Source organism: Rhodanobacter umsongensis, assembly GCF_042654965.1.
GTDB classification, from domain to species: domain Bacteria; phylum Pseudomonadota; class Gammaproteobacteria; order Xanthomonadales; family Rhodanobacteraceae; genus Rhodanobacter; species Rhodanobacter umsongensis.
The window spans coordinates 641,343-659,408 of sequence record NZ_JBHSMK010000002.1 but is presented as its reverse complement, the minus strand read 5'-3'; the positions used below and the strand labels follow the sequence as shown (position 1 = coordinate 659,408).

The following is an 18,066-nucleotide window of genomic DNA, read 5'->3' as shown; positions in this document are numbered from 1 at the left end:
CTACTTCACGCCGTACAGCGCCCGCACATCCGCGGTCAACGCGGCCTGGCTGTCCGCGCGCGCATAGAACATGTGGCCGCCCGGATAGCTCTTCACCCGCACGCGGGTCGAGTCGCCCATGGCCGGCATCTGGTCGACGATCAGCACCGAGGCCATGAACGGGCAGGAGAGGTCGTCCCAGCCGTGCGCGATCAGCACGCGCAGGCGCGGGTCGTTCGCCACCGACTCGCGCAACTGCGACACCGAACCCTCGCGGGCGTCGTCGTCCTCATGCCACAGCTTGGCCACTTCGTAGCTCAGCGCGTTGTAGCGGCCGTCGTACTTCCAGCCTACCGTCCGGGTGACGAAGTCGACCATTGCGCTGGTGGTCGGCGCAATGATGCCGTTGAGTATCGGGTCGCCGGTCTGCTGATGTGGCGCATACGGGAATGGATCCCAGGCGGTGACGTTGGAGTCGTAGCGGCTGCCGAGCCGGCCTTCGGCACGGTACACCTCGCGCAGGTAGGCCTGGGTTTCCAGCCGACCGCCGGAACGCTTCACGAACAGCGGGTCGAGCCCGGTCAGCTCGGTCACCTTCTTGATCACGCGAGCGGTCGCCTGCGGTTCGGAGCGGCCGCGCATGAGGTCGCTCGCGTACTCGCCGCGGGTGTACTCGATCACGCCAGCCATCGCTTCAGGGGTGAGCTTGTGCTCGCGTTCCAGGTGCGCCGCGGCGATCGAGGGCAGCGTCAGCATCCACGGCAGCGGCGACACGTTCTCGTCGTCGGACGCTGCCGGGTCGAGGTAGGGCGACAACAGCACCACGCCATTCATCGCCACGCCGAGCCGGGTCTGCAGGTAGTCGGTGATGCGCGGGCCGCGGAAACCACCATAGCTTTCGCCCACCAGATACTTGCGCGAGGTCATGCGGCCGTTCTTGACCAGCCAGTCGTAGACGATGCGCGAGAGGTATGTGATGTCGGTATCGGTGCTGTAGAACTGTTTGGTGGCTTCCTTGTCTTCCACCAGTGCCCGGCTGTAACCGGCGCCGACCGGATCGATGAACACCAGGTCGGTGAAGCCCAGCCAGGTGCCGGGATTGTCGTGCAGCGTCACCGGATCGGAAGGGTTGTCGCCCTCGACGCCGAAGTTCACCTTTTTCGGGCCGATCGCGCCGAGGTTCAGATACACCGACGACGCACCCGGCCCGCCATTGAGCGCGAACGTCACCGGCCGATCCCTGCCGGCCATGGTGTAGGCGGTGAACACGACTTCGCCGGTGATGACACCCTTCGCATCGCGGACGGGCAGCGAGCCGACGGTCACGGTGTACTTGAGCGTCCTGCCGTTCGCGGTGGTGGATTGCGTGACGTGTGCATCCGCCGGGAACGGCTGCAGATGGAAACCGTTGCCGCCGGCGTCGTCTGCCGCTGCCGGCTTGCGGGTGTCGGCGGCAAGCGTGGGCGCGCTATTGAATGCGGCCAGCACGAAGGCCAGAAGGGCAGATTGCAGGGGCTTGCGCACGGGCCGCTTCCTCGCGACGAAAGCGCCAAGCCTACCTGCCTGCACGGCGGCGGGAGTGTGCGTAAAGGCATGGGTGGCGGGAACCTGCGCCATCCGGACACGTCGGCGATCAGCGCGCCATCGCCAGCGCGGCTTGCGGCCGGGCGGGCGCCGGCGCGACGCGGGCCATCCACTGTTCGAAGGCCAGCACGAAGCGCTGCAGCGATTCCGCGGTGGCCGGGTCGACCAGCGCGGCATTTTCATCGAAGCGGGCGGCGGCGTTGGCGATGAACAGGGTTGGCGCCGGCATCACCAGCGCGCCGCAGGTGTGCAGCACTTGCCGCAGCGATGCCTGCGCCAGGCGCGTGCCCCATGGACCCGCGCTGGCACCGAACACGGCCACCGGCTTTTCCACCAGCACCTCGCCCTGGGGGGATTCGCGCGAGAGCCAGTCCAGTGCATTCTTCAGCACGCCCGGCATGGCATGGTTGTATTCGGGCGTGGCGATGATCAGGCCGTCGGCGGCGGCGACCGAAGCACGCAACGAGCGCACGCCGGCGGGGCCATCGGGCTCATGTTGTTCCAGATCCTCGTCGAACATCGGTACGGCAGCCAGCCCACCGCAGACGTCCAGATGCAGCGTCGCGGGAGCGTGGGCCGCGGCCACGCCCAGCAGCCGCCGGTTCCACGAGTCTCGGCGCAGGCTGCCGGCCAGGCACAGCACGTGGCGGACGGGAGGTGCATTGGAAAGGGTCATGTTCGATCTCCGGGGTGTTTTGACTGACAAGCGGCAATCACGGTTCAAGCAGCAAGAGCGAAGCGCAGGCGACCAGTAGAACGCCCATCACGATGTCGACGCCGCGGCGTACCACGGGTCGGACCAGCCAGCGTGCGAGCCATGCGCCGAGCGCGGCCCACAGCAACAGGCACACGGTGGGAATCAGCACGAACAATCCGGCCAGCGGCAGGTAATCGCGCAGGGCCGCCGCCGGCAGCGCCGCCAGCGCGGTCAGCACCATGACCCAACTCTTCGGGTTGAGGAACTGGAAGCCAAGCAGGCCCAGCGCGCCCGCCGCCGGGACCGGCTCCGCCGAGGTGGCGCGAGATTGTCGGGGCGACACGCCACCGACGCACAGCGATACGCCTAGCCACGCCAGATACAGCGAGCCGATGGCGCCGATCCCTTGTTTCAACGATGGATGCGCCAGCAACGCCGCGCCGGCGCCAAGCACCGCCAGAGCGAGCAGCAGCAGGCCACCGAGCACGATGCCGGCGATGGCCGGCACCGCGGCGCGAATGCCGCCATGTCCCGCGGCACGCAGCACCACCAGGTTGTTGGGGCCGGGCGTGATCGCGGCAATGCAAAGCAGGCCAGCCAGGGCGATCAGGCGATCCATCGTGATGTGTCCTTCGGCGGCGATTGAATGACGCTCATCATGCGGCGGGGATCTGGTCCGTGGGGGAGGTTCAATGGTCTAGAATTCCGACCATGAACGAATTGCCGTTGAATGCACTGCGCGCCTTTGCCATGGTCTATGCCCACGGCGGCGTCCGAGCTGCCGCCCGCGAGCTGGGCATGGCGCACTCCTCGGTGAGCCGGCATCTGGGCGAACTGGACCGCTGGCTCGGTGTGCCGCTTTTGCGTGCTTCGGCCGGGCGAGGCGCGCTTGTCTTCACGCCGCAGGGCGACACGCTGGGCCGCGCCACGCTGGCTGGCCTGCGCGGGATCGAACAGGCGGTGGCGGCGCTGCGCGAAACCCGCCCTGCACACGCCGTGACCTTGTCGACCTCGCCGTCGTTTGCAATCCGCTGGCTGCTGCCGCGGCTGCCGGCGCTGGAAAAGGCGCATCCGAAAATCGAGCTGTCGGTGCAGGTCGAGCAGCGGCTGGATGCGCTGGACGACGGTCGCATCGATCTGGCCATCCGCATGGGCACGGGACCTTGGCGGGAGCTGCATGCCGAGCCGTTGATGGACGATGCGCTGTATCCGGTGATGAGCCCGGCGTTGTGGCAGACGTCCGGACGTCCATCGAAGCCGGTGCAGCTGGCGGGGCTGCGCCTGCTGCATGACCGCGACCCGCAAGCGTCGTGGGAGTTGTGGCGGCAGGCGCATGGCCCGGCCAGGCTGGCACTGCAGAGCGGTGCGCGCTATACCTCGTCCGACCTGGTGTTGCGTGCGGCGATGCAGGGCCAGGGCGTGGCGCTGGCCCGCCATCGGCTGGCGGCGGACGACGTGGCCAATGGCAGCCTGCTGCGTCCGTTTGGCGAACTTGGCGTGCCGTTGGGATCGTCTTACTGGGTCGTGCGGCCGCTGGCGAAGCCGCGCCCGGCGGTAGCCGCCGTGATCGACTGGCTGCACTGGCAGGCGGCAGGCGGCAACGCGGTGCGCAAGGGCTGAACCCGCCGATCAGCCGCGCGCCAGCGCGCCTTCGACGAACTGCTGCAATTGCGTCGCGTCGAGTGCTCCGGATTGTCGGGCAAGCTCGCGTCCCTGCTTCAGCATGATCAGCGTGGGAATGCTGCGGATGTTGAAGCGCTGGGCCAGCTGCGGCTGCGCTTCGGTGTCCAGCTTGGCCAGCCGCAGGCGGGGTTCGAACTGGCCGGCGGCTCGCACGAATACCGGCGCGAAGCCGACGCACGGCCCGCACCACGGCGCCCAGAAGTCCACCAGTACCGGCAGGTCGCCGCGACCGGCGATCGCGTCGAAATTCGCGGTAGTCAGCTCCGTCGGATGGCCATTGAACAACGCCTGCTTGCAGCGGCCGCAGTTCGGCCGCTCGGTGGCACGGTCCGCCGGCACGCGGTTGAGTGCACCGCAGTGCGGGCACGGGATAGCCAGTGGGGTATTCATGGCAGACTCCGACAAGGGGATGCGCGCACGGCACCGTAGCCGACAAGATGGCGACGGCGGCGCGCAAAGCCAAGTCACGCGCAGGTGTCGCTCCATGACAATGCCGTATCGGTCAACCGGTTTTCGCCGGCGAAGCTTGCCTCGCGGCGTGCTGGCGCTCGGCATGCTGTGGACGCTGCCAAACAGCCTGGCCGGTCTGCTGCTGGGCGTGATCGGTCTCGCTTTCGGTGCGCGGATGCGCTGGCAGGCGCGCGGACTGGCGTTGGTGGTGCGACGCTGGCCGTGGGGCAACGGTGGCGCACTGACCCTTGGCAACGTGATCCTGCATACCGGCGAACGGCTGGATACGCCGTGCTTCACCTATGCGCATCGCGCTGGCCACCGCATCGAGTCGGCCGTCTCGCTGGCCGATCACGAACGGGCGCATGTATATCAGTACATGGCGCTCGGCCCGTTGTTCCTTCCGTTGTATCTGCTGAGCGGCGGGATCAGCGTGCGCAACCGGTTCGAGCGGGCGGCCGATCGTTATGCACTCCATGGCCACGGCTGGTGGCCATGGAGTGCCTGAAGCGGTCAGCGCAGTGGCGCGCTGCGTGCGTACCGGCGCAGGTGATAGACCCGATGCACATGCGCAGCGCCGATCCATCCACCGAACGCCGCGGCCAGCAGCGACAACAGCAGGCTGACGAACAACACCCACATCGCCATGGCGCTGTAGTGGGCCGCGGTGTCGGCCGCGGCCTTCAGGTTTGCCTTGGCCTGACTCACGTCGGCAGAGAGACCCTGCACGGTGCTGTCGATGTCGGCCTGCGACATGCTTGTGTTGGCGCCGAGCAGCGCCCTGGCGGTGTCGGGGTGATCGGCCAGCAGCGCCAGGGTGGCTGCGTTGGCCGTGCGTGGATCGAGCGGTGGTGCGCTGCGCCTGTCCATGCCGCTGCCCGCTGCGGATGCATCTGCCAGCGGCGCGCCAGCGCTGCTTGTCTGCCTGATCCGCTGCATCAGCTGCGCCTGCAGCAAGGTGCTGGCATCGCTGTCGCCCATGCCGCGGATGCCGTGATGGGTCATGGCGCGTCCATGCACGCCACCGGCCGCGCCGCTCACCAGAGTGGCACCACTGCCGATCGCGCCACCGATACCCAGCGCCAGCAGCAGCCCCGAAGCCGCAATGGAAAGCCCCCACACGGTGATGCCGTGCATCACGCCGGTGGTCTGGTCGTCGCGACCGTCGAACCAGCTGGCGAACATGCCGCCGACAAACAGCGACACGACCCAGGTCAACACCAGCCACGCACAGGTGCCCGCGCCGATGCCTTTGGCGGTGGCGTCCGCGTCATAGGGATCGAACGCGGAAAAGCCCATGGCCAGCCCGGCGACGTACATCAGGAAAGCGATGCCCACCGCAACCAGCCAGCCGGCGAGGATCGCGCCCCAACTCATCCCGGCGGGTGACACATCCACGATCGTGGTGCGTTCGACGTCTACGGCCATGTCCTTCTCCTTGTACGTGATCGGCTCGGCAAGATTCGACGAAGACTGCACGCGCGCGTCAGGTGCAGCCACGCAGCAGGAACAGCAGGATAAGTACGGGTATCGGTATGCCGAGCAGCCACAGCAACACCCAGCCGATGCCACCGTTCTGTCTCTGCCGGTCCAGTTGCCGGCGGTAGGTTTCCATTACGGTTCTCATGGGCACTCCTGTCGTTGATGACTGAACGCCGACGCGAACAACTCAGCCGCCGGACGCGCAAAGGCTGCTATGCCGCCCGTGGACAAGGGGTGACGTGCGCGTTGCAAGCCCTACACGCAACGGCATCGCGCAGGCGGCATCGGGCGGCGAGCTTGCTGCGGACGGATGGACCAACGGCGCATGGATGCATCGGGTGATCAGTGCTTGTCGCGGTCGCCTTTCTCGTCGCCGGCCTTCGCCTTGCCCTTGGACGGCCTGCCCGCCGGCAGGACATGGCCGGCCGACGGTTCCGGGCGATGGGATGCCGGTACCGCCGCGCTTCCCGTTGGGCGGGCAGGCCGGGGCATCGTGTGCCCGGCAGGTCGATTGGCCGATTCGTCGCGGCCCGGCCGGGCACCCGATGGCTTGGGTCGATTGCCCGGTACCGGTCGCAGGCCGGGCGGCGGCGTGATCGGCCCTGGCACGGGTCGATGCGAGATCGGCCGTGGCGGATTGGCCGGCGGCCGGCCATGGCCGGGGGAGCCATGCGGAGGTGGCCGGTACGGATGACGCACTGGCGGTGGTGGCGGCCGGCGCGGGATCGGCCGTCGGTACCAGCGGCTGCGTTCGCGGTAGAACGGCCGGCCGCGATAGTGACTGTCCCAATAGTTGCCGATCACGAAGGTGACGATCGGTATGCCGATCCGCGCGCCGTAGACGGGCAGCAGTACGGGCCGGTCCTCGTATTCGTATTCGACATAGTTGCCCGCGATCCAGCCGCGGTTGCCATAGGCGATCACGTCGCACCATTCCCAGGCCTCGGTGCAGCCCAGCACGTCGACCTCGGTGCCAGCCGGAATCAGCGCGATCAACGGGTAGTCCGGCGCCGGTCCGGCGCGCAGGCTGACATTGCCGGTGACGTAGCCGTCGGCGGCATGCGCCAGCGCGGAGGCGGCCAGCGACACCGAGGCCAGTGACAGCGAAATCCAGGCGGACCGGATCAGGCGTTTCATGCGCACCACCTCCAGTAAACGATAAGCAACGATGGATGGCCGGATGGTTATGCGCGCGCGAACGTGATGGCGATGTTGTGGTCCCGGTCCAGGCTCACGCGGTCGTCCTGGGCACGAAGCGCAGCGCGACCGAGTTCATGCAATAGCGCAACCCCGTCGGCGCCGGCCCGTCGTTGAAGACGTGGCCGAGGTGGCTGTCGCAGCCGGCGCAGCTGATCGCGGTGCGCTCCATGCCGAACAGGCGGTCGCGTTGTTCGACCACATTGCGCCTGGCGATCGGCTGCCAGAAGCTGGGCCAGCCGGTGCCGGAGTCGAACTCGGTGGCGACGTCGTAAAGGGCGGTGGCGCAGGCCATGCAACGGAACAGGCCGGCGAGGGCAGGCCTCTCGTGTTCGCCGCTGAATGCGCGCTCGGTGCCGTCGCGGCGCATGATTTCATACGAGGCCGGCGACAAGCGTTGCCGCCATTGCGCGTCGGTCAACACCAGTTTCGGCACCGTACGGGCGCCGAGATCGCGGCCGTCGTCACTGAAAATTTCCAGCACCACGCTGCCCGGCTTTCCGAGAGGTGTGTTTTCTGCGGCAAACAATCGCGGAACGAGCACGCTTGCCCCGGCAGCGAGCATGGCGCCGCCGACGAGGCTGGCGCGCAGGAAGCGGCGTCGGTCCATGGCGAGAGTTTCATCGATGCGTGACATGGCAGCCTCCGTGGAGTGTCGTGTATTGCAGGTTTGTCTCAGCCGAACGTGAACGCATAGGCCTGTGCCCCCGGATCGAGGAAGCGGATCTCGAACAACCGCTCGCCGCTGCCATTGGCCTGGCGCACCAGCTGGTACAGGCGTTGCGCCGTGATGGTGCCGTTGCCGTCGGCATCGGTGTCCATGCCGTGGTCGGCGCCGGGCGGCTTGCCGTCGATGGTCACGCGGAAGCGGATCGGCTTGCCGCCGCTGGCCGGACCCAGCACGAGATGCAGGTCGCGGCCGCGGAAGCGGTAGACGACGCCGTCGCCAGGCTGCATCGATTGCGCGTTCTCGGCGTGCACGGTCCAGCGACCGTCAAGCGACCATTGATCGGCGCCCAGTGCATGCGGCGCGCGGTAATCCCACGCATCGTCGTGCGCCACCCTGCCGCCGGCGAAGTTCTGCGCGCGGGCATAGCCGACGTAGGTCTCGGGCGAACGGGTGGAATCGCTCGATGCGGCGGCCTCGACGCCACGATGCGCATCGCTGATGTAGCCGCCGGGCAGGTTTTTCTGGCCCGCCGCGGTCAGCAGCAGGCGGATCACGTCTTCGCTTTCCCGGTAGTCGCCTTCGCCGAAGTGGTGATTGCGGATCCGGCCCTGCGCGTCGATGAAGTAGTGTGCCGGCCAGTACTGGTTGTTGAAGCCCTTCCAGATGGCGTAGTCGTTGTCCAGCGCGACGGGGTAATCGACGCCCAAGTCCTTGACCGCCCTCGCTACGTTGGCCGGATCCTTCTCGAAGGCGAACTCCGGCGCGTGCACGCCGATCACCACCAGGCCATGGTCCCGGTACTTGCCGGCCCAGCCGCGTACATAGGGCAGCGAACGGATGCAGTTGATGCAGGAGTAAGTCCAGAAGTCGACCAGCACCACCTTGCCGCGCAGCGATTCGCTGGTCAGCGGCGCGCTGTTGAGCCATCGGGTGGCACCGTTCAGCGACGGCATCTGGCCTTCCACCGGCAGCGGCTCGCCGGCCTTCCGCACAGGCGCGGCGGCCGGTGCCGGGCGCACCGCATTGATCAGCTTCTGCTCGATGCCGCCGGTGCTGGCCAGCGAAACGCGGGTAAGCAAGCCGGTATCCAGCCCCAGCGCGATCGCCGCCACGCCGCACAGCACCAGGACGCCGAGCGCACGACGCACCCATTCGCCTGCACCCAGCGAGCGCTTCATTACGGCGAACACCTTGCCGCCGACGAGCAGCGCCAGGCCCAGCGACGTGGCCGCGCCAGCGGCGTAGGTGAGCAGCAGCAGGGTGGTCTGCACGCTGGCGCCATTGAGTGCCGCGCCGGTCAGCAGCAGACCCAGGATCGGCCCCGCGCACGGCGCCCACAACAAGCCAGTGGCGACGCCGAGCCCGGTTGCACCCCAGATCGAATCGCCATCGCCCGCCGAACGCTGCGACAGCCGGTTGCCCAGCACGACGAACGGACGGGTGAGCCACTCCGCCAGGTGGGTGGACAGCAAGGTCAGGCCGAGGAACGCCAGCACCACCAGCGCCACGATGCGCCCGTACTGGTTCGCATGCACGGCCCAGCCGCCGCCCAGCGCAGCCAGAGTGGCCACTCCCGCAAAGGTGACCGCCATGCCCAGCAGCATCGGCAGGCCATTGCGCATGAACGGCTTGTCCGAGCGGGCGAACACGAACGGCAGCACCGGCAGGATGCAGGGGCTGAGGATGGTCAGTACGCCGCCGAGGTAGGCGAGGATCAACACGAGCATGGGAGCGGCTTCCGTGGGAGTTGTCTGCTTATTCGCCGTCAGGCGGACGACGGTTACCTGCGTAGTACGAAGTAACGCAGGCGTGGGATGCAGCGAAAGACCTGGCAGGAACCCCGCTGTGGATCGCGCATGTCGCAAACCTTGACCGCCACCGGCTTCATGGGTCTAGATAGTGGACTTTCCCATGGGATGGGTCGCGTCCGGACCGTGCCAGTCGAGCCCGCCACTGCCAGCACCAGCGAAACGCCCGACCGGCGGCGGGCAGCGTGGATGGCTGCCGCCCAGGCGGGCGACCGGCGCACCTACGAGAAGCTGCTGGCCGACTCGGTGGCACTGATCCGTGTGGCCGCCCGGCGGCAGGGCGTGGCGCAGGATCACATTGACGACGTGGTGCAGGAAACCCTGATCACCGTCCATCGCGTTCGCCACACTTATGATCCAACCCGTTCATACGATGCGTGGCTCACGGCGATCGCCAACCGCCGCGCGATCGACGCGCTGCGCAGCCGCGGCCGGCGCGACAGCCGCGAAGTGCGCGATGACCATGCGCTGGACAGCCACCCGGACCAGCACGATGCCAGCGCAGCCGCCGAGAGCGGGCAACGCGCCCGGCGGCTGCGCGAGGCGATCGCCGAATTGCCGCCGGGCCAGCGCGAGGCGGTGGAGCAACTGGGCCTCAGGGAGCGTTCGCTGAGCGAAGCCGCCGAACTGACCGGGCGCAACACCGGCGCGCTGAAAGTGAACCTGCATCGAGCGCTGAAGGCGCTGCGCGACCGTTTCCATGGAGAACCCTGACGCCATGTCCGACCCGCGCCCCCTTGAGGCATTGATCGACCGACTCGGTACCGGACTGGTGCCGGTGCGGCGTCTGTTGCCGCCATGGTTGCGCACCGCCGGCTGGTTGCTGCTGGTGGCGATGCTCGCGTCGATGCTGCTGATGCATTACGGCGTGGAGCCCATGTCGCGGCGCTGGGCCGCCACGCCCGATCTGGCGTGGGCCGGCATCGGCGCGGCGATCACCGCCGTGAGTGCGGCGTGGGCAGCGTTTGCGCTGGGCGTGCCGGGGCGTAACCCGGCCTGGGCGTGGCTGCCGCTGCCCGGCGCGCTGCTGTGGATCGGCGCCAGCGGTCTCGGTTGCCTGCGTACGTGGATCGCGCCGGGCACCGCGATCGCCGGTGTGCATCAGTCCGCGGATTGCCTGCTTTTCATCATCGGCTTTTCGATCCCGCTGTCGGTGCTGCTCGTCGTGTTGCTGCGTCGCGCCTGTCCGTTGCGCCCGGTTCTCACCGCGGTGCTGATCGGCCTGGCGAGCGCGGCGGCTTCGGCCAGCCTGCTGGAGATCTGTCACGCGTTCGACTCCGCGGCCACCGATCTGCTGACGCATGCGCTGGCGGTGGCGGCGGTGGTGGCGGTCAACGCCGCCATGGGCGGGCGGCTGTTGTCGAAAGGCTGATCTCGGGTCCTGTCGGAGCGACTCGCTGCCGTGGAATGCGTCAGTCGCGGAAGTTGTCGAACTGCAGCGGCAGCTCGACTTCCGATTTGCGCAACACGGCCATGGCGTCCTGCAGGTCGTCGCGCTTCTTGCCCGAGACACGCAACTTGTCGCCATTGATCTGCGCCTCGACCTTGAGCTTGGCGGCCTTCAGTTCGGCCACCAGCTTCTTGGCGATCGGCTGCTCGATGCCCTGCTTGACGGTGATTTTCTGCCGCGAGCCGCCCAGGTTGGTTTCCGGCTCGCCCACGTCCAGCGCGCGGATGTCGATCTTTCGCGCCACCAGCCGGGCGCGCAGGATATCCAGCATCTGTTGCAGCTGGAACTCGCTCGGGGCGCTCTGCGTGATGACGAACTCGTCCAGCGCGTAGGACGCATCCTGACCCTTGAAGTCGAAACGGGTCGACAGCTCGCGGTTGGCCTGGTCGACCGCATTGGTCAGTTCGTGCTTGTCGACTTCGGAGATCACGTCAAAGGAAGGCATGGCGGCAGCTCTTGAGAACGGTAAGCCAGTGTAAGCGATGCCATGCCACGCGGCTGATGGATAATGCGCCGCTGCAACACAAACCGGTGAAGGCGATGGCGGAATGAAAGTGGATGTGCTGATCATCGGCGCCGGTGCTGCCGGGCTGATGTGCGCGATCGCCGCCGGCCAGCGCGGCCGCAGCGTGCTGGTCGTGGATCACGCCAACAAGGTCGGCAAGAAGATCCTGATGTCCGGCGGCGGCCGCTGCAATTTCACCAACACCGGTACGACGCCGGCCAATTTCCTTTCGGCGAACCCGCATTTCGCCAAGTCGGCGCTGGCGCGCTATACGCCGTGGGATTTCATCGCGCTGGTCGAAAAGCACCGCATCGCGTATCACGAGAAGGAACTCGGCCAGCTGTTCTGCGACGATTCCTCCAAGCAGATCGTGCGCATGCTGCTGGGCGAATGCGCTGCCGTCGACGTCACGGTGGAGGCGAGCTGCGGCGTGCGGGCGGTGCGCAGGGCACCGGAAGGTTTCAGCGTGGCCACCGCCCGCGGCGAGGTGCATGCGCAATCGCTGGTGATCGCCAGCGGCGGCCTTTCGATTCCGAGCATGGGTGCCAGTGGCTTCGGTTACGAACTGGCGCGCCAGTTCGGCCATGCCGTGCTGCCCACGCGTGCCGGCCTGGTGCCGCTGACGCTGAGCGGCAAGCATCAGGAGCACTACCAGGATCTGGCCGGGGTGGCCTTGCCGGTGGTGGAAACGCGCGTGGGCAAGCAGTCGTTTCGCGCCGGGTTGCTGTTCACCCATCGTGGCCTCAGTGGCCCGGCGATCCTGCAGATCTCGTCGTATTGGCAGCCCGGAGACGACCTGCGCATCGACCTGCTGCCCGATCAGGACGCCGGAGCCTGGCTGGTTGAGCAGCGCGCGGCGCGGCCGGCGGCCGAGCTGAAGACCGTGCTCGGCGAGGCACTGCCGAAGCGGCTGGCGCAGCGCCTGTGCGAGCGATGGGTCCTCGCCCCCCAGGACGGCGGCCATCCGTGGCCGCTCCCCGCGCACGAGAGCCGGCCGATGCGCCAGTACCGCGACGCCGAGCTGGTGCAGGTTGGCGCCCGGCTCAACGCGTGGCCGATCACTGCCAGCGGCACGGAGGGCTATCGCACCGCCGAGGTCACCCTGGGCGGCATCGATACCGACGGCCTGTCCTCCAGCACGCTGCAGTCGAAACTCGTGCCCGGGCTGTATTTCATTGGCGAAGTCGTCGATGTCACCGGCTGGCTCGGCGGCTACAACTTCCAGTGGGCGTGGGCATCGGGACAAGCGGCCGGGGCAGTGGCGTGAAGGACGCCATGCACATCTGGCGCACGGACGATTTCGCGCGGATTGAATCTCCCGCATGCTCCACTGCGTACCGGATCACATGAGGTAGAACTGCATGAAAGTCGGATTCATCGGTCTGGGCGCAATGGGCAGCGCGATGGCCAGCAACCTGATCGCGGCCGGCCATACGGTGACAGTGTGGAATCGCACCGCGGCGGCCGCCGAACCGCTGGTATCGCTCGGCGGCCGGATCGCAATTACCGCGGATCGGGCGGCGCAGGGCGAGGTCTTGTGCAGCATGCTGGCGAACGATCAGGCGGTGCGCGAGGTGATGCTCGATGGCGGCCTGCTCGACGCCATGGATCGCGGCACCGTGCACGTCAATCACGCCACGATCTCGGTGGCGCTGGCGCAGCTGCTGGCCGAGGAACACGAAAAGCGCGGGCTGGAGTACGTGGCCGCGCCGGTGTTTGGCCGTCCGGACATGGCCGCTGCGGCGAAGTTGAATATCCTCGTGGCCGGCAAGCCTGCCGCGATCGAGCGCGTGCAGCCGCTGCTCGAAGCGATGGGCAGTAGGTTGTGGCCGCTGGGCGAGGCGCCCGAACGCGCGAATGTGGCCAAGATCGCGGGCAACTTCATGCTGGCGAGCGCGATCGAAAGCATGGCCGAAGCCACGGCGCTGACCCGCGCGCACGGCGTCAGCGCGGCGGATTTCCTCGAGGTGATGACCAGCACCCTGTTTGCCGCACCGGCGTATCAGGGCTACGGCAAGCTGATCGCCGAGCAGCGCTTCAAACCGGCCGGTTTTGCGCTGACACTCGGGCTGAAGGATGTCGAACTGGCCTTGTCAGCGGGTTCGGCGGCGCGGGTGCCGCTGCCGTTTGCCGGCGTGCTGCGCGACAGCCTGCTGGAAGCCCTGGCCGCCGGCGATGCCGGGATGGACTGGTCGGCGCTGGCCCTGGTGGCGGCGCGGCGCGCGCACCTGGACGAACGCGGGTAATCGCGTTTCGTAGCCAGCGCCTGCTGCTGGTGTCAGGGCTTCCAGTCCAGGGTGCCGTCGACCACGGTGTGGCTGCGACCGCCTACCCAGATGGTCCTGCCATCGATACGCACGATCAATCGGGCGTCATGGCCGATCTCGCGACCCTGGCTGACCTGATAGCCGCCAGCCAGCGCGCCATGAGGCTCGGCGTGCGCGATGTAGGCGGCGATCAGCCCGTTGGCCGCACCGGAGGCGGGGTCCTCGACGATGCCTACGCCGGCCGGGAACGCGCGCACCACCAATTGGTAATCGTGGTTGCTGCGCGCGAACACGCATAGCCCCATGCTGTCGCTGGCTCGCGCCAGCGCCCCGATCGCCGCGTGATCGGGTTGCCAGGTGCGCAGGTTCGCCTCGTCCGCCACTTCGGCCAGCCACCAGCGCCGGCCGCCATCGACCAGCGCCGGCGGCAGCCTGCCGCGATCGATGCCGTTCAACGTCGCCGCCAGCAGCGGGTGCGCATCATCACCGGTGGCCACCACGCGCTCGCCGGGCGATTGCAGCAGCAGTTCGCGCGCGATGCCGCCGCCTTCCACGCGGATCGGCAGCAGGCCAGCGGCACACTCCTGCCACAGCAGGCCACCGTGCGGCTCGGTCAAGCCGCATTCCAGTGCCGCATGCGCGCTGCCGATACTGGGATGCCCTGCGAACGGGATCTCCTTGTGCGGCGTGAAGATGCGTACGCGATAGCTGGTCTGCGGATCCGTTGGCGGCAGCAGAAAAGTGGTCTCGACCAGCGCTGTCCAGCGTGCGAAACGCTGCATCGCCGCGGCACTCCATTCATTCGCGCCGATCACCACGCCAAGATGATTGCCTCCGCCAGGCGTGGCGGCAAAGACGTCCAGATGCAGATAGCGTAGCGCGGCCATGGTGTCCGTCAGGCGGCGAAGGGCCGCACAAAGTGAGGAATGATAGCGGCGCGGCGGTGTACTTGGCAGTGATGCTTGGCCTTGCCGGTGCAAAAGCAGGCATGGGCGCTCGCCGCGCGGCCTGCCGCAGCGGCGCCCGGTCGACAAGGACGGGCCGGGACGCCAAGATGCCGAGCTTTGCCGCTGCCGTGGAACCGTTCATGCCGATCACCCTCGTCATCCTCGCCATCACTTGCGTTGTCTCGTTCATGGCTTTCAAGAACAGCCGGCTGATGAACGATCTGATCCTGTGGCCGCCGGCCATCACCGGCCAGCGCGAGTACCACCGGCTGGTGACGTACGGCTTGGTGCATGCCGATTTCAGCCACCTGCTGTTCAACATGTTCACGCTGTATTTCTTCGGCCGCGCGATGGAGCCGTTCTTCAGCGACTCGCTGGGCACGTTCGGATTCGCCTTGTTCTACATCGGCGGCCTGGTGGTTTCCATCCTGCCGACCTATCTGAAGAATCGCGCCAACCCCAATTACCGCAGCCTGGGCGCGTCCGGCGCGGTGTCGGCCGTCTTGTTTGCTTTCATCCTGCTGGCGCCCTGGCAGCAGATCATCGTGCTGGTGATACCGATGCCGGCGATCGTCTATGCGGTGCTGTACACCGGCTACTCGATCTACATGGACCGGCGCGGACAGGGCAACGTCAATCACAGCGCGCATCTGTGGGGCGCCGCGTACGGCGTGATCTTCACCCTGCTGGTGAACCCCCGCGTGCTTCCCCATTTTCTCGATGCGCTGCTGCATCCCAGTTTCCGCTGACGTGTATCGGCGACGGCGCCGTCGTTTCGACGCATCGAGCGTGAATGCCTGCCGCAGCACCTGGTGCCCATGACGGCACAGGCGCGCATACTGGTGCCGTCAATCGACCACCGCAGGAGAACGAACGCATGGCTATGACCCGCAAGTCAGCTGCGAAGAAGTCCGCGGCAAAGAGAGCATCCCCCGGGAAGACCCCGGCGAAGAAGGCAGTGGCCAAGGCAGCGCCACGCAAGGCAGCCATGAAGAAGCCGGCAGCACGCGCGCCGGGGCGGCCGGCGGTGAAGAGCGTTGCGACTGGAAAGGCTGCGCCGAAGAAGGCCACCGCCACGAAAGTGGCGACGAAGAAGCTCGCCGCAAAGAAGGTGCCTGCGAAAAAAGTCGCTACGAACAAAGCCGTCGCCCGAAAGCCGGCAACGAACAAGGCTGCCGTCAAGAAGGCCGCTGCCGGAAAGGTTGCCAGGAAAGCGGTGGCGAAGACGCCGCCCGCCAAGAAGGCGGCACCACGCAGAACAGCTGGCAGCTCCACTGCGTCGGCGATGAAGCCACCGCAGGCAGCCGCCGCCAGCGGAAGTACGGCACCGACAAAGTCGGCTGTCCGCGCGAAGCCCGCCAGGCGCAAACCCCGGGAAGCGCCGGTGCATCACATCAGCCAGGAAGACGCAGTGGCGAAAATCCAGGCGCTGCTCGAAGCCAAGCAGGAACGAGTGCGCCAGGGACCGAGCTGGCCCGACGCCAATCCGCCCCACCCCAGTTCAAACGGGGCCGAGATGCACCCGCCTGTGTCGATTGAAACGGGCGGCGAGGGCGCTACCCGGACACTGGCGTCCCAGCGTGGCGACCAGGCCCGGCACAAGGATTGAATGTCGCCCGCCGCGGCGCGGGTTGCCGGCACATGGCTGGCAGGTAAACGCCTGCCAGCCATGTGCCGCAAACTCATCACGCGTTCAAGGGGCGCGTCCTAGCGTGGTGGCGTCACCCTGTGGAGACGGATCATGAAACGCCTGTTGGCCAGTCTTGCCCTGATCGCTGCGGTCTCAGCGCTGTCAGGTTGCTATTACGATCCGGGCTACAGCTATGTACGCAGCACCGGCTATAGCGGCGATGCCTACTATGGCGAGGGCGGCAACGCCTACTACGCGGCGCCGGGGTATTACGACGGGTATTACGGCAGCGGCTACTACGGCTATTCGCCCGGGGTCAGCATTGGCATCAGCAGCGGCTGGTACGGCGGCTCGCGTTATCGGCATGACGACTATCGCGGGCATGGCGACTATCGCGACTATCGGCGCCACGCCGGCCAATGGCAGGGGCGGCGCGATGGCGACGACCGCGACCGTGGTGGCCGTGGCGACCAGGGTCATGGGAGCTACGGCCAAGGTGGACGGCCATCCGGCGATCATGGACGCGGCAGCAGCAGATCGCATGATGGCGGTCAGGATCGGAGCGGCCACAGGGATCGTCGCGATTGACGCCTGACGGACCATCCGGACGTTGGTCGCATCTGAAGTTCGTGCGGTCGCGCACCGGCATTTCATGGCTCATCGCCGTCGCGGCGGTGAGCCTTTTGCTGTGCGCGTGCACCAATCTGCGCTACTACGCGAAAGTCGCGCGCGGGCAGGGCGAGCTGGTGATGCACCGGCGTACGGTGAGCAGGCTGCTGAGGGATCCGACGACCGATCCGCTGCTCGCTGAACGCTTGCGGCAGGCCCAGCAGGCGCGCCGGTTTGCTTCGCAGCGGCTGGGTTTGCCGGACAACCGCAGTTACACCGGCTATGTGGACCTGCATCGTCCGTACGTGGTATGGAACGTGTTCGCCACGCCGCGTTATTCAGTGACAGCGGTGCCTCAATGCTTTCCGATCACCGGGTGCGTGGCCTACCGCGGCTGGTTCAGCGAGGCCGACGCCAGGGCCGACGCGGCGCGGTTGCGGGCTCGCGGCGACGACGTATGGATCGGAGGCGTGCCGGCGTATTCGACGCTTGGCTGGTTCGCCGATCCGATCCTCTCCAGCATGCTGCGCTGGGACAACGATGAACTGGACGGCACCATATTCCACGAGCTGGCGCATCAGTTGATCTACGTGAAAGGCGATACGGCATTCAACGAGTCCTTCGCCACCTTCGTGCAGAACGAGGGGCTGCGCGAATGGCGGCGGTCGCGCGGGCTTCCGCCGCAGGACGGTCATCGCGAAGCGATGGATGAAGGCTTCGCCGGGCTGGTGCTGGATCTGCGCGTGCGACTTCAAACCCTCTACGCCAGCGGGGCGGGTGAAGCGGCGATGGAAGCGGGCAAGCAGGATGAGATCGCGGCATTCCGTAGTCGCTATGTGCAATGGCGTGCGCATGGCTGGCCCGATGACCACCGCTACGACGCCTAGGTTGCGGCTCCGATCAACAATGCGCGGTTGCTGCCGTTCGGCCTGTACGATCAGTGGGTGCCAGCCTTTGCGGCCTTGTTCGAGCGCGTGGGGCGCGGCTGGCCCGCATTCAATGCACGCGTGCGCGAGTTGGCGCGCGAGCCGAAACCGCAACGCGAACGATCGCTGCAGGCGGCGTTGACGGCTCGACGCTGAAACGCCGTGTCGCGCGGGCGGACGCC

General features: G+C 67.3%; 20 protein-coding genes and 1 pseudogene. 10 read left to right on the top strand and 11 right to left on the bottom strand.

All coding sequences use genetic code 11. From position 1 onward, the window contains the following. The 3 genes from ACFPME_RS03205 to ACFPME_RS03195 form a co-directional block, all read right to left on the bottom strand. On the bottom strand, window positions 1–1,503 hold the full coding sequence (locus tag ACFPME_RS03205; protein ID WP_377301946.1) for a S10 family peptidase: 1,503 nt from the start codon (window positions 1,501–1,503) through the stop codon (window positions 1–3). 109 nt (window positions 1,504–1,612) lie between these two features. Then, window positions 1,613–2,239: an NADPH-dependent FMN reductase gene (locus tag ACFPME_RS03200; RefSeq protein WP_377301944.1), complete on the bottom strand. Its 627-nt coding sequence runs from the start codon at window positions 2,237–2,239 to the stop codon at window positions 1,613–1,615. A 37-nt stretch (window positions 2,240–2,276) separates the two neighbouring features. Further along, entirely contained in the window at window positions 2,277–2,879 is a 603-nt protein-coding gene (locus tag ACFPME_RS03195) for a LysE family translocator (protein ID WP_377301942.1), read from the bottom strand. 92 nt (window positions 2,880–2,971) lie between these two features. On the opposite strand from ACFPME_RS03195, the gene ACFPME_RS03190 reads away from it, so the two are divergent. Next, window positions 2,972–3,880: a LysR substrate-binding domain-containing protein gene (locus ACFPME_RS03190; RefSeq protein WP_377301940.1), complete on the top strand. Its 909-nt coding sequence runs from the start codon at window positions 2,972–2,974 to the stop codon at window positions 3,878–3,880. Between the two features lie 9 nt (window positions 3,881–3,889). Here ACFPME_RS03190 and trxC read toward each other — a convergent pair whose 3' ends face one another. Then, the gene (gene trxC / locus ACFPME_RS03185; protein WP_377301938.1) at window positions 3,890–4,333 is read right to left on the bottom strand and encodes a thioredoxin TrxC; all 444 of its coding nucleotides are present in this window, start codon (window positions 4,331–4,333) and stop codon (window positions 3,890–3,892) included. Window positions 4,334–4,433: 100 nt separating this feature from the next. Here trxC and ACFPME_RS03180 point away from each other — a divergent pair, with 100 nt between their 5' ends. After that, window positions 4,434–4,901 (top strand): hypothetical protein, encoded by a 468-nt coding sequence (locus tag ACFPME_RS03180; protein ID WP_377302837.1) that lies wholly within the window; start codon window positions 4,434–4,436, stop codon window positions 4,899–4,901. A gap of 5 nt (window positions 4,902–4,906) precedes the next feature. On the opposite strand, the gene ACFPME_RS03175 is transcribed toward ACFPME_RS03180, so the two are convergent. From ACFPME_RS03175 to ACFPME_RS03155, 5 genes are all read right to left on the bottom strand, one after another. Next, window positions 4,907–5,821: a hypothetical protein gene (locus ACFPME_RS03175; RefSeq protein ID WP_377301936.1), complete on the bottom strand. Its 915-nt coding sequence runs from the start codon at window positions 5,819–5,821 to the stop codon at window positions 4,907–4,909. 58 nt (window positions 5,822–5,879) lie between these two features. Next, complete coding sequence (locus ACFPME_RS03170; RefSeq protein WP_377301934.1) at window positions 5,880–6,020, bottom strand: hypothetical protein; 141 nt, start codon at window positions 6,018–6,020, stop codon at window positions 5,880–5,882. 197 nt (window positions 6,021–6,217) lie between these two features. Further along, window positions 6,218–7,012 (bottom strand): SH3 domain-containing protein, encoded by a 795-nt coding sequence (locus ACFPME_RS03165; protein ID WP_377301932.1) that lies wholly within the window; start codon window positions 7,010–7,012, stop codon window positions 6,218–6,220. A 94-nt stretch (window positions 7,013–7,106) separates the two neighbouring features. After that, complete coding sequence (gene msrB / locus ACFPME_RS03160) at window positions 7,107–7,709, bottom strand: peptide-methionine (R)-S-oxide reductase MsrB (RefSeq protein ID WP_377301930.1); 603 nt, start codon at window positions 7,707–7,709, stop codon at window positions 7,107–7,109. Window positions 7,710–7,747: 38 nt separating this feature from the next. After that, window positions 7,748–9,469 carry a cytochrome c biogenesis protein DipZ gene (locus ACFPME_RS03155; RefSeq protein WP_377301928.1) on the bottom strand — a complete coding sequence of 574 codons (1,722 nt, stop codon included), beginning with the start codon at window positions 9,467–9,469 and terminating at the stop codon, window positions 7,748–7,750. A 189-nt stretch (window positions 9,470–9,658) separates the two neighbouring features. On the opposite strand from ACFPME_RS03155, the gene ACFPME_RS03150 reads away from it, so the two are divergent. Further along, a complete protein-coding gene (locus ACFPME_RS03150) occupies window positions 9,659–10,264 on the top strand; it encodes an RNA polymerase sigma factor (RefSeq protein ID WP_377302835.1) in 606 nt (201 codons plus the stop codon). Between the two features lie 4 nt (window positions 10,265–10,268). Further along, complete coding sequence (locus tag ACFPME_RS03145; protein WP_377301926.1) at window positions 10,269–10,922, top strand: NrsF family protein; 654 nt, start codon at window positions 10,269–10,271, stop codon at window positions 10,920–10,922. Between the two features lie 40 nt (window positions 10,923–10,962). Here the strand turns inward: ACFPME_RS03145 and ACFPME_RS03140 are convergent, their stop codons facing one another. Continuing rightward, window positions 10,963–11,445 (bottom strand): YajQ family cyclic di-GMP-binding protein, encoded by a 483-nt coding sequence (locus ACFPME_RS03140; RefSeq protein ID WP_377301924.1) that lies wholly within the window; start codon window positions 11,443–11,445, stop codon window positions 10,963–10,965. A 103-nt stretch (window positions 11,446–11,548) separates the two neighbouring features. Here ACFPME_RS03140 and ACFPME_RS03135 point away from each other — a divergent pair, with 103 nt between their 5' ends. Beyond that, window positions 11,549–12,772 (top strand): BaiN/RdsA family NAD(P)/FAD-dependent oxidoreductase, encoded by a 1,224-nt coding sequence (locus ACFPME_RS03135; RefSeq protein WP_377301922.1) that lies wholly within the window; start codon window positions 11,549–11,551, stop codon window positions 12,770–12,772. 94 nt (window positions 12,773–12,866) lie between these two features. Next, on the top strand, window positions 12,867–13,751 hold the full coding sequence (locus tag ACFPME_RS03130; protein WP_377301920.1) for an NAD(P)-dependent oxidoreductase: 885 nt from the start codon (window positions 12,867–12,869) through the stop codon (window positions 13,749–13,751). A gap of 32 nt (window positions 13,752–13,783) precedes the next feature. Here the strand turns inward: ACFPME_RS03130 and ACFPME_RS03125 are convergent, their stop codons facing one another. Then, the gene (locus ACFPME_RS03125; RefSeq protein ID WP_377301918.1) at window positions 13,784–14,659 is read right to left on the bottom strand and encodes a PhzF family phenazine biosynthesis protein; all 876 of its coding nucleotides are present in this window, start codon (window positions 14,657–14,659) and stop codon (window positions 13,784–13,786) included. 200 nt (window positions 14,660–14,859) lie between these two features. On the opposite strand from ACFPME_RS03125, the gene ACFPME_RS03120 reads away from it, so the two are divergent. The 4 genes and pseudogenes from ACFPME_RS03120 (at window position 14,860) to ACFPME_RS03105 (ending at window position 18,040) form a co-directional block, all read left to right on the top strand. Beyond that, window positions 14,860–15,468 (top strand): rhomboid family intramembrane serine protease, encoded by a 609-nt coding sequence (locus ACFPME_RS03120; RefSeq protein WP_377301915.1) that lies wholly within the window; start codon window positions 14,860–14,862, stop codon window positions 15,466–15,468. A 128-nt stretch (window positions 15,469–15,596) separates the two neighbouring features. Further along, complete coding sequence (locus tag ACFPME_RS03115) at window positions 15,597–16,328, top strand: hypothetical protein (protein WP_377301913.1); 732 nt, start codon at window positions 15,597–15,599, stop codon at window positions 16,326–16,328. A gap of 132 nt (window positions 16,329–16,460) precedes the next feature. Further along, window positions 16,461–16,937: a hypothetical protein gene (locus ACFPME_RS03110; protein ID WP_377301911.1), complete on the top strand. Its 477-nt coding sequence runs from the start codon at window positions 16,461–16,463 to the stop codon at window positions 16,935–16,937. A 41-nt stretch (window positions 16,938–16,978) separates the two neighbouring features. Continuing rightward, window positions 16,979–18,040: pseudogene (locus tag ACFPME_RS03105) on the top strand (aminopeptidase). The last annotated feature ends 26 nt before the right edge of the window (window positions 18,041–18,066 follow it).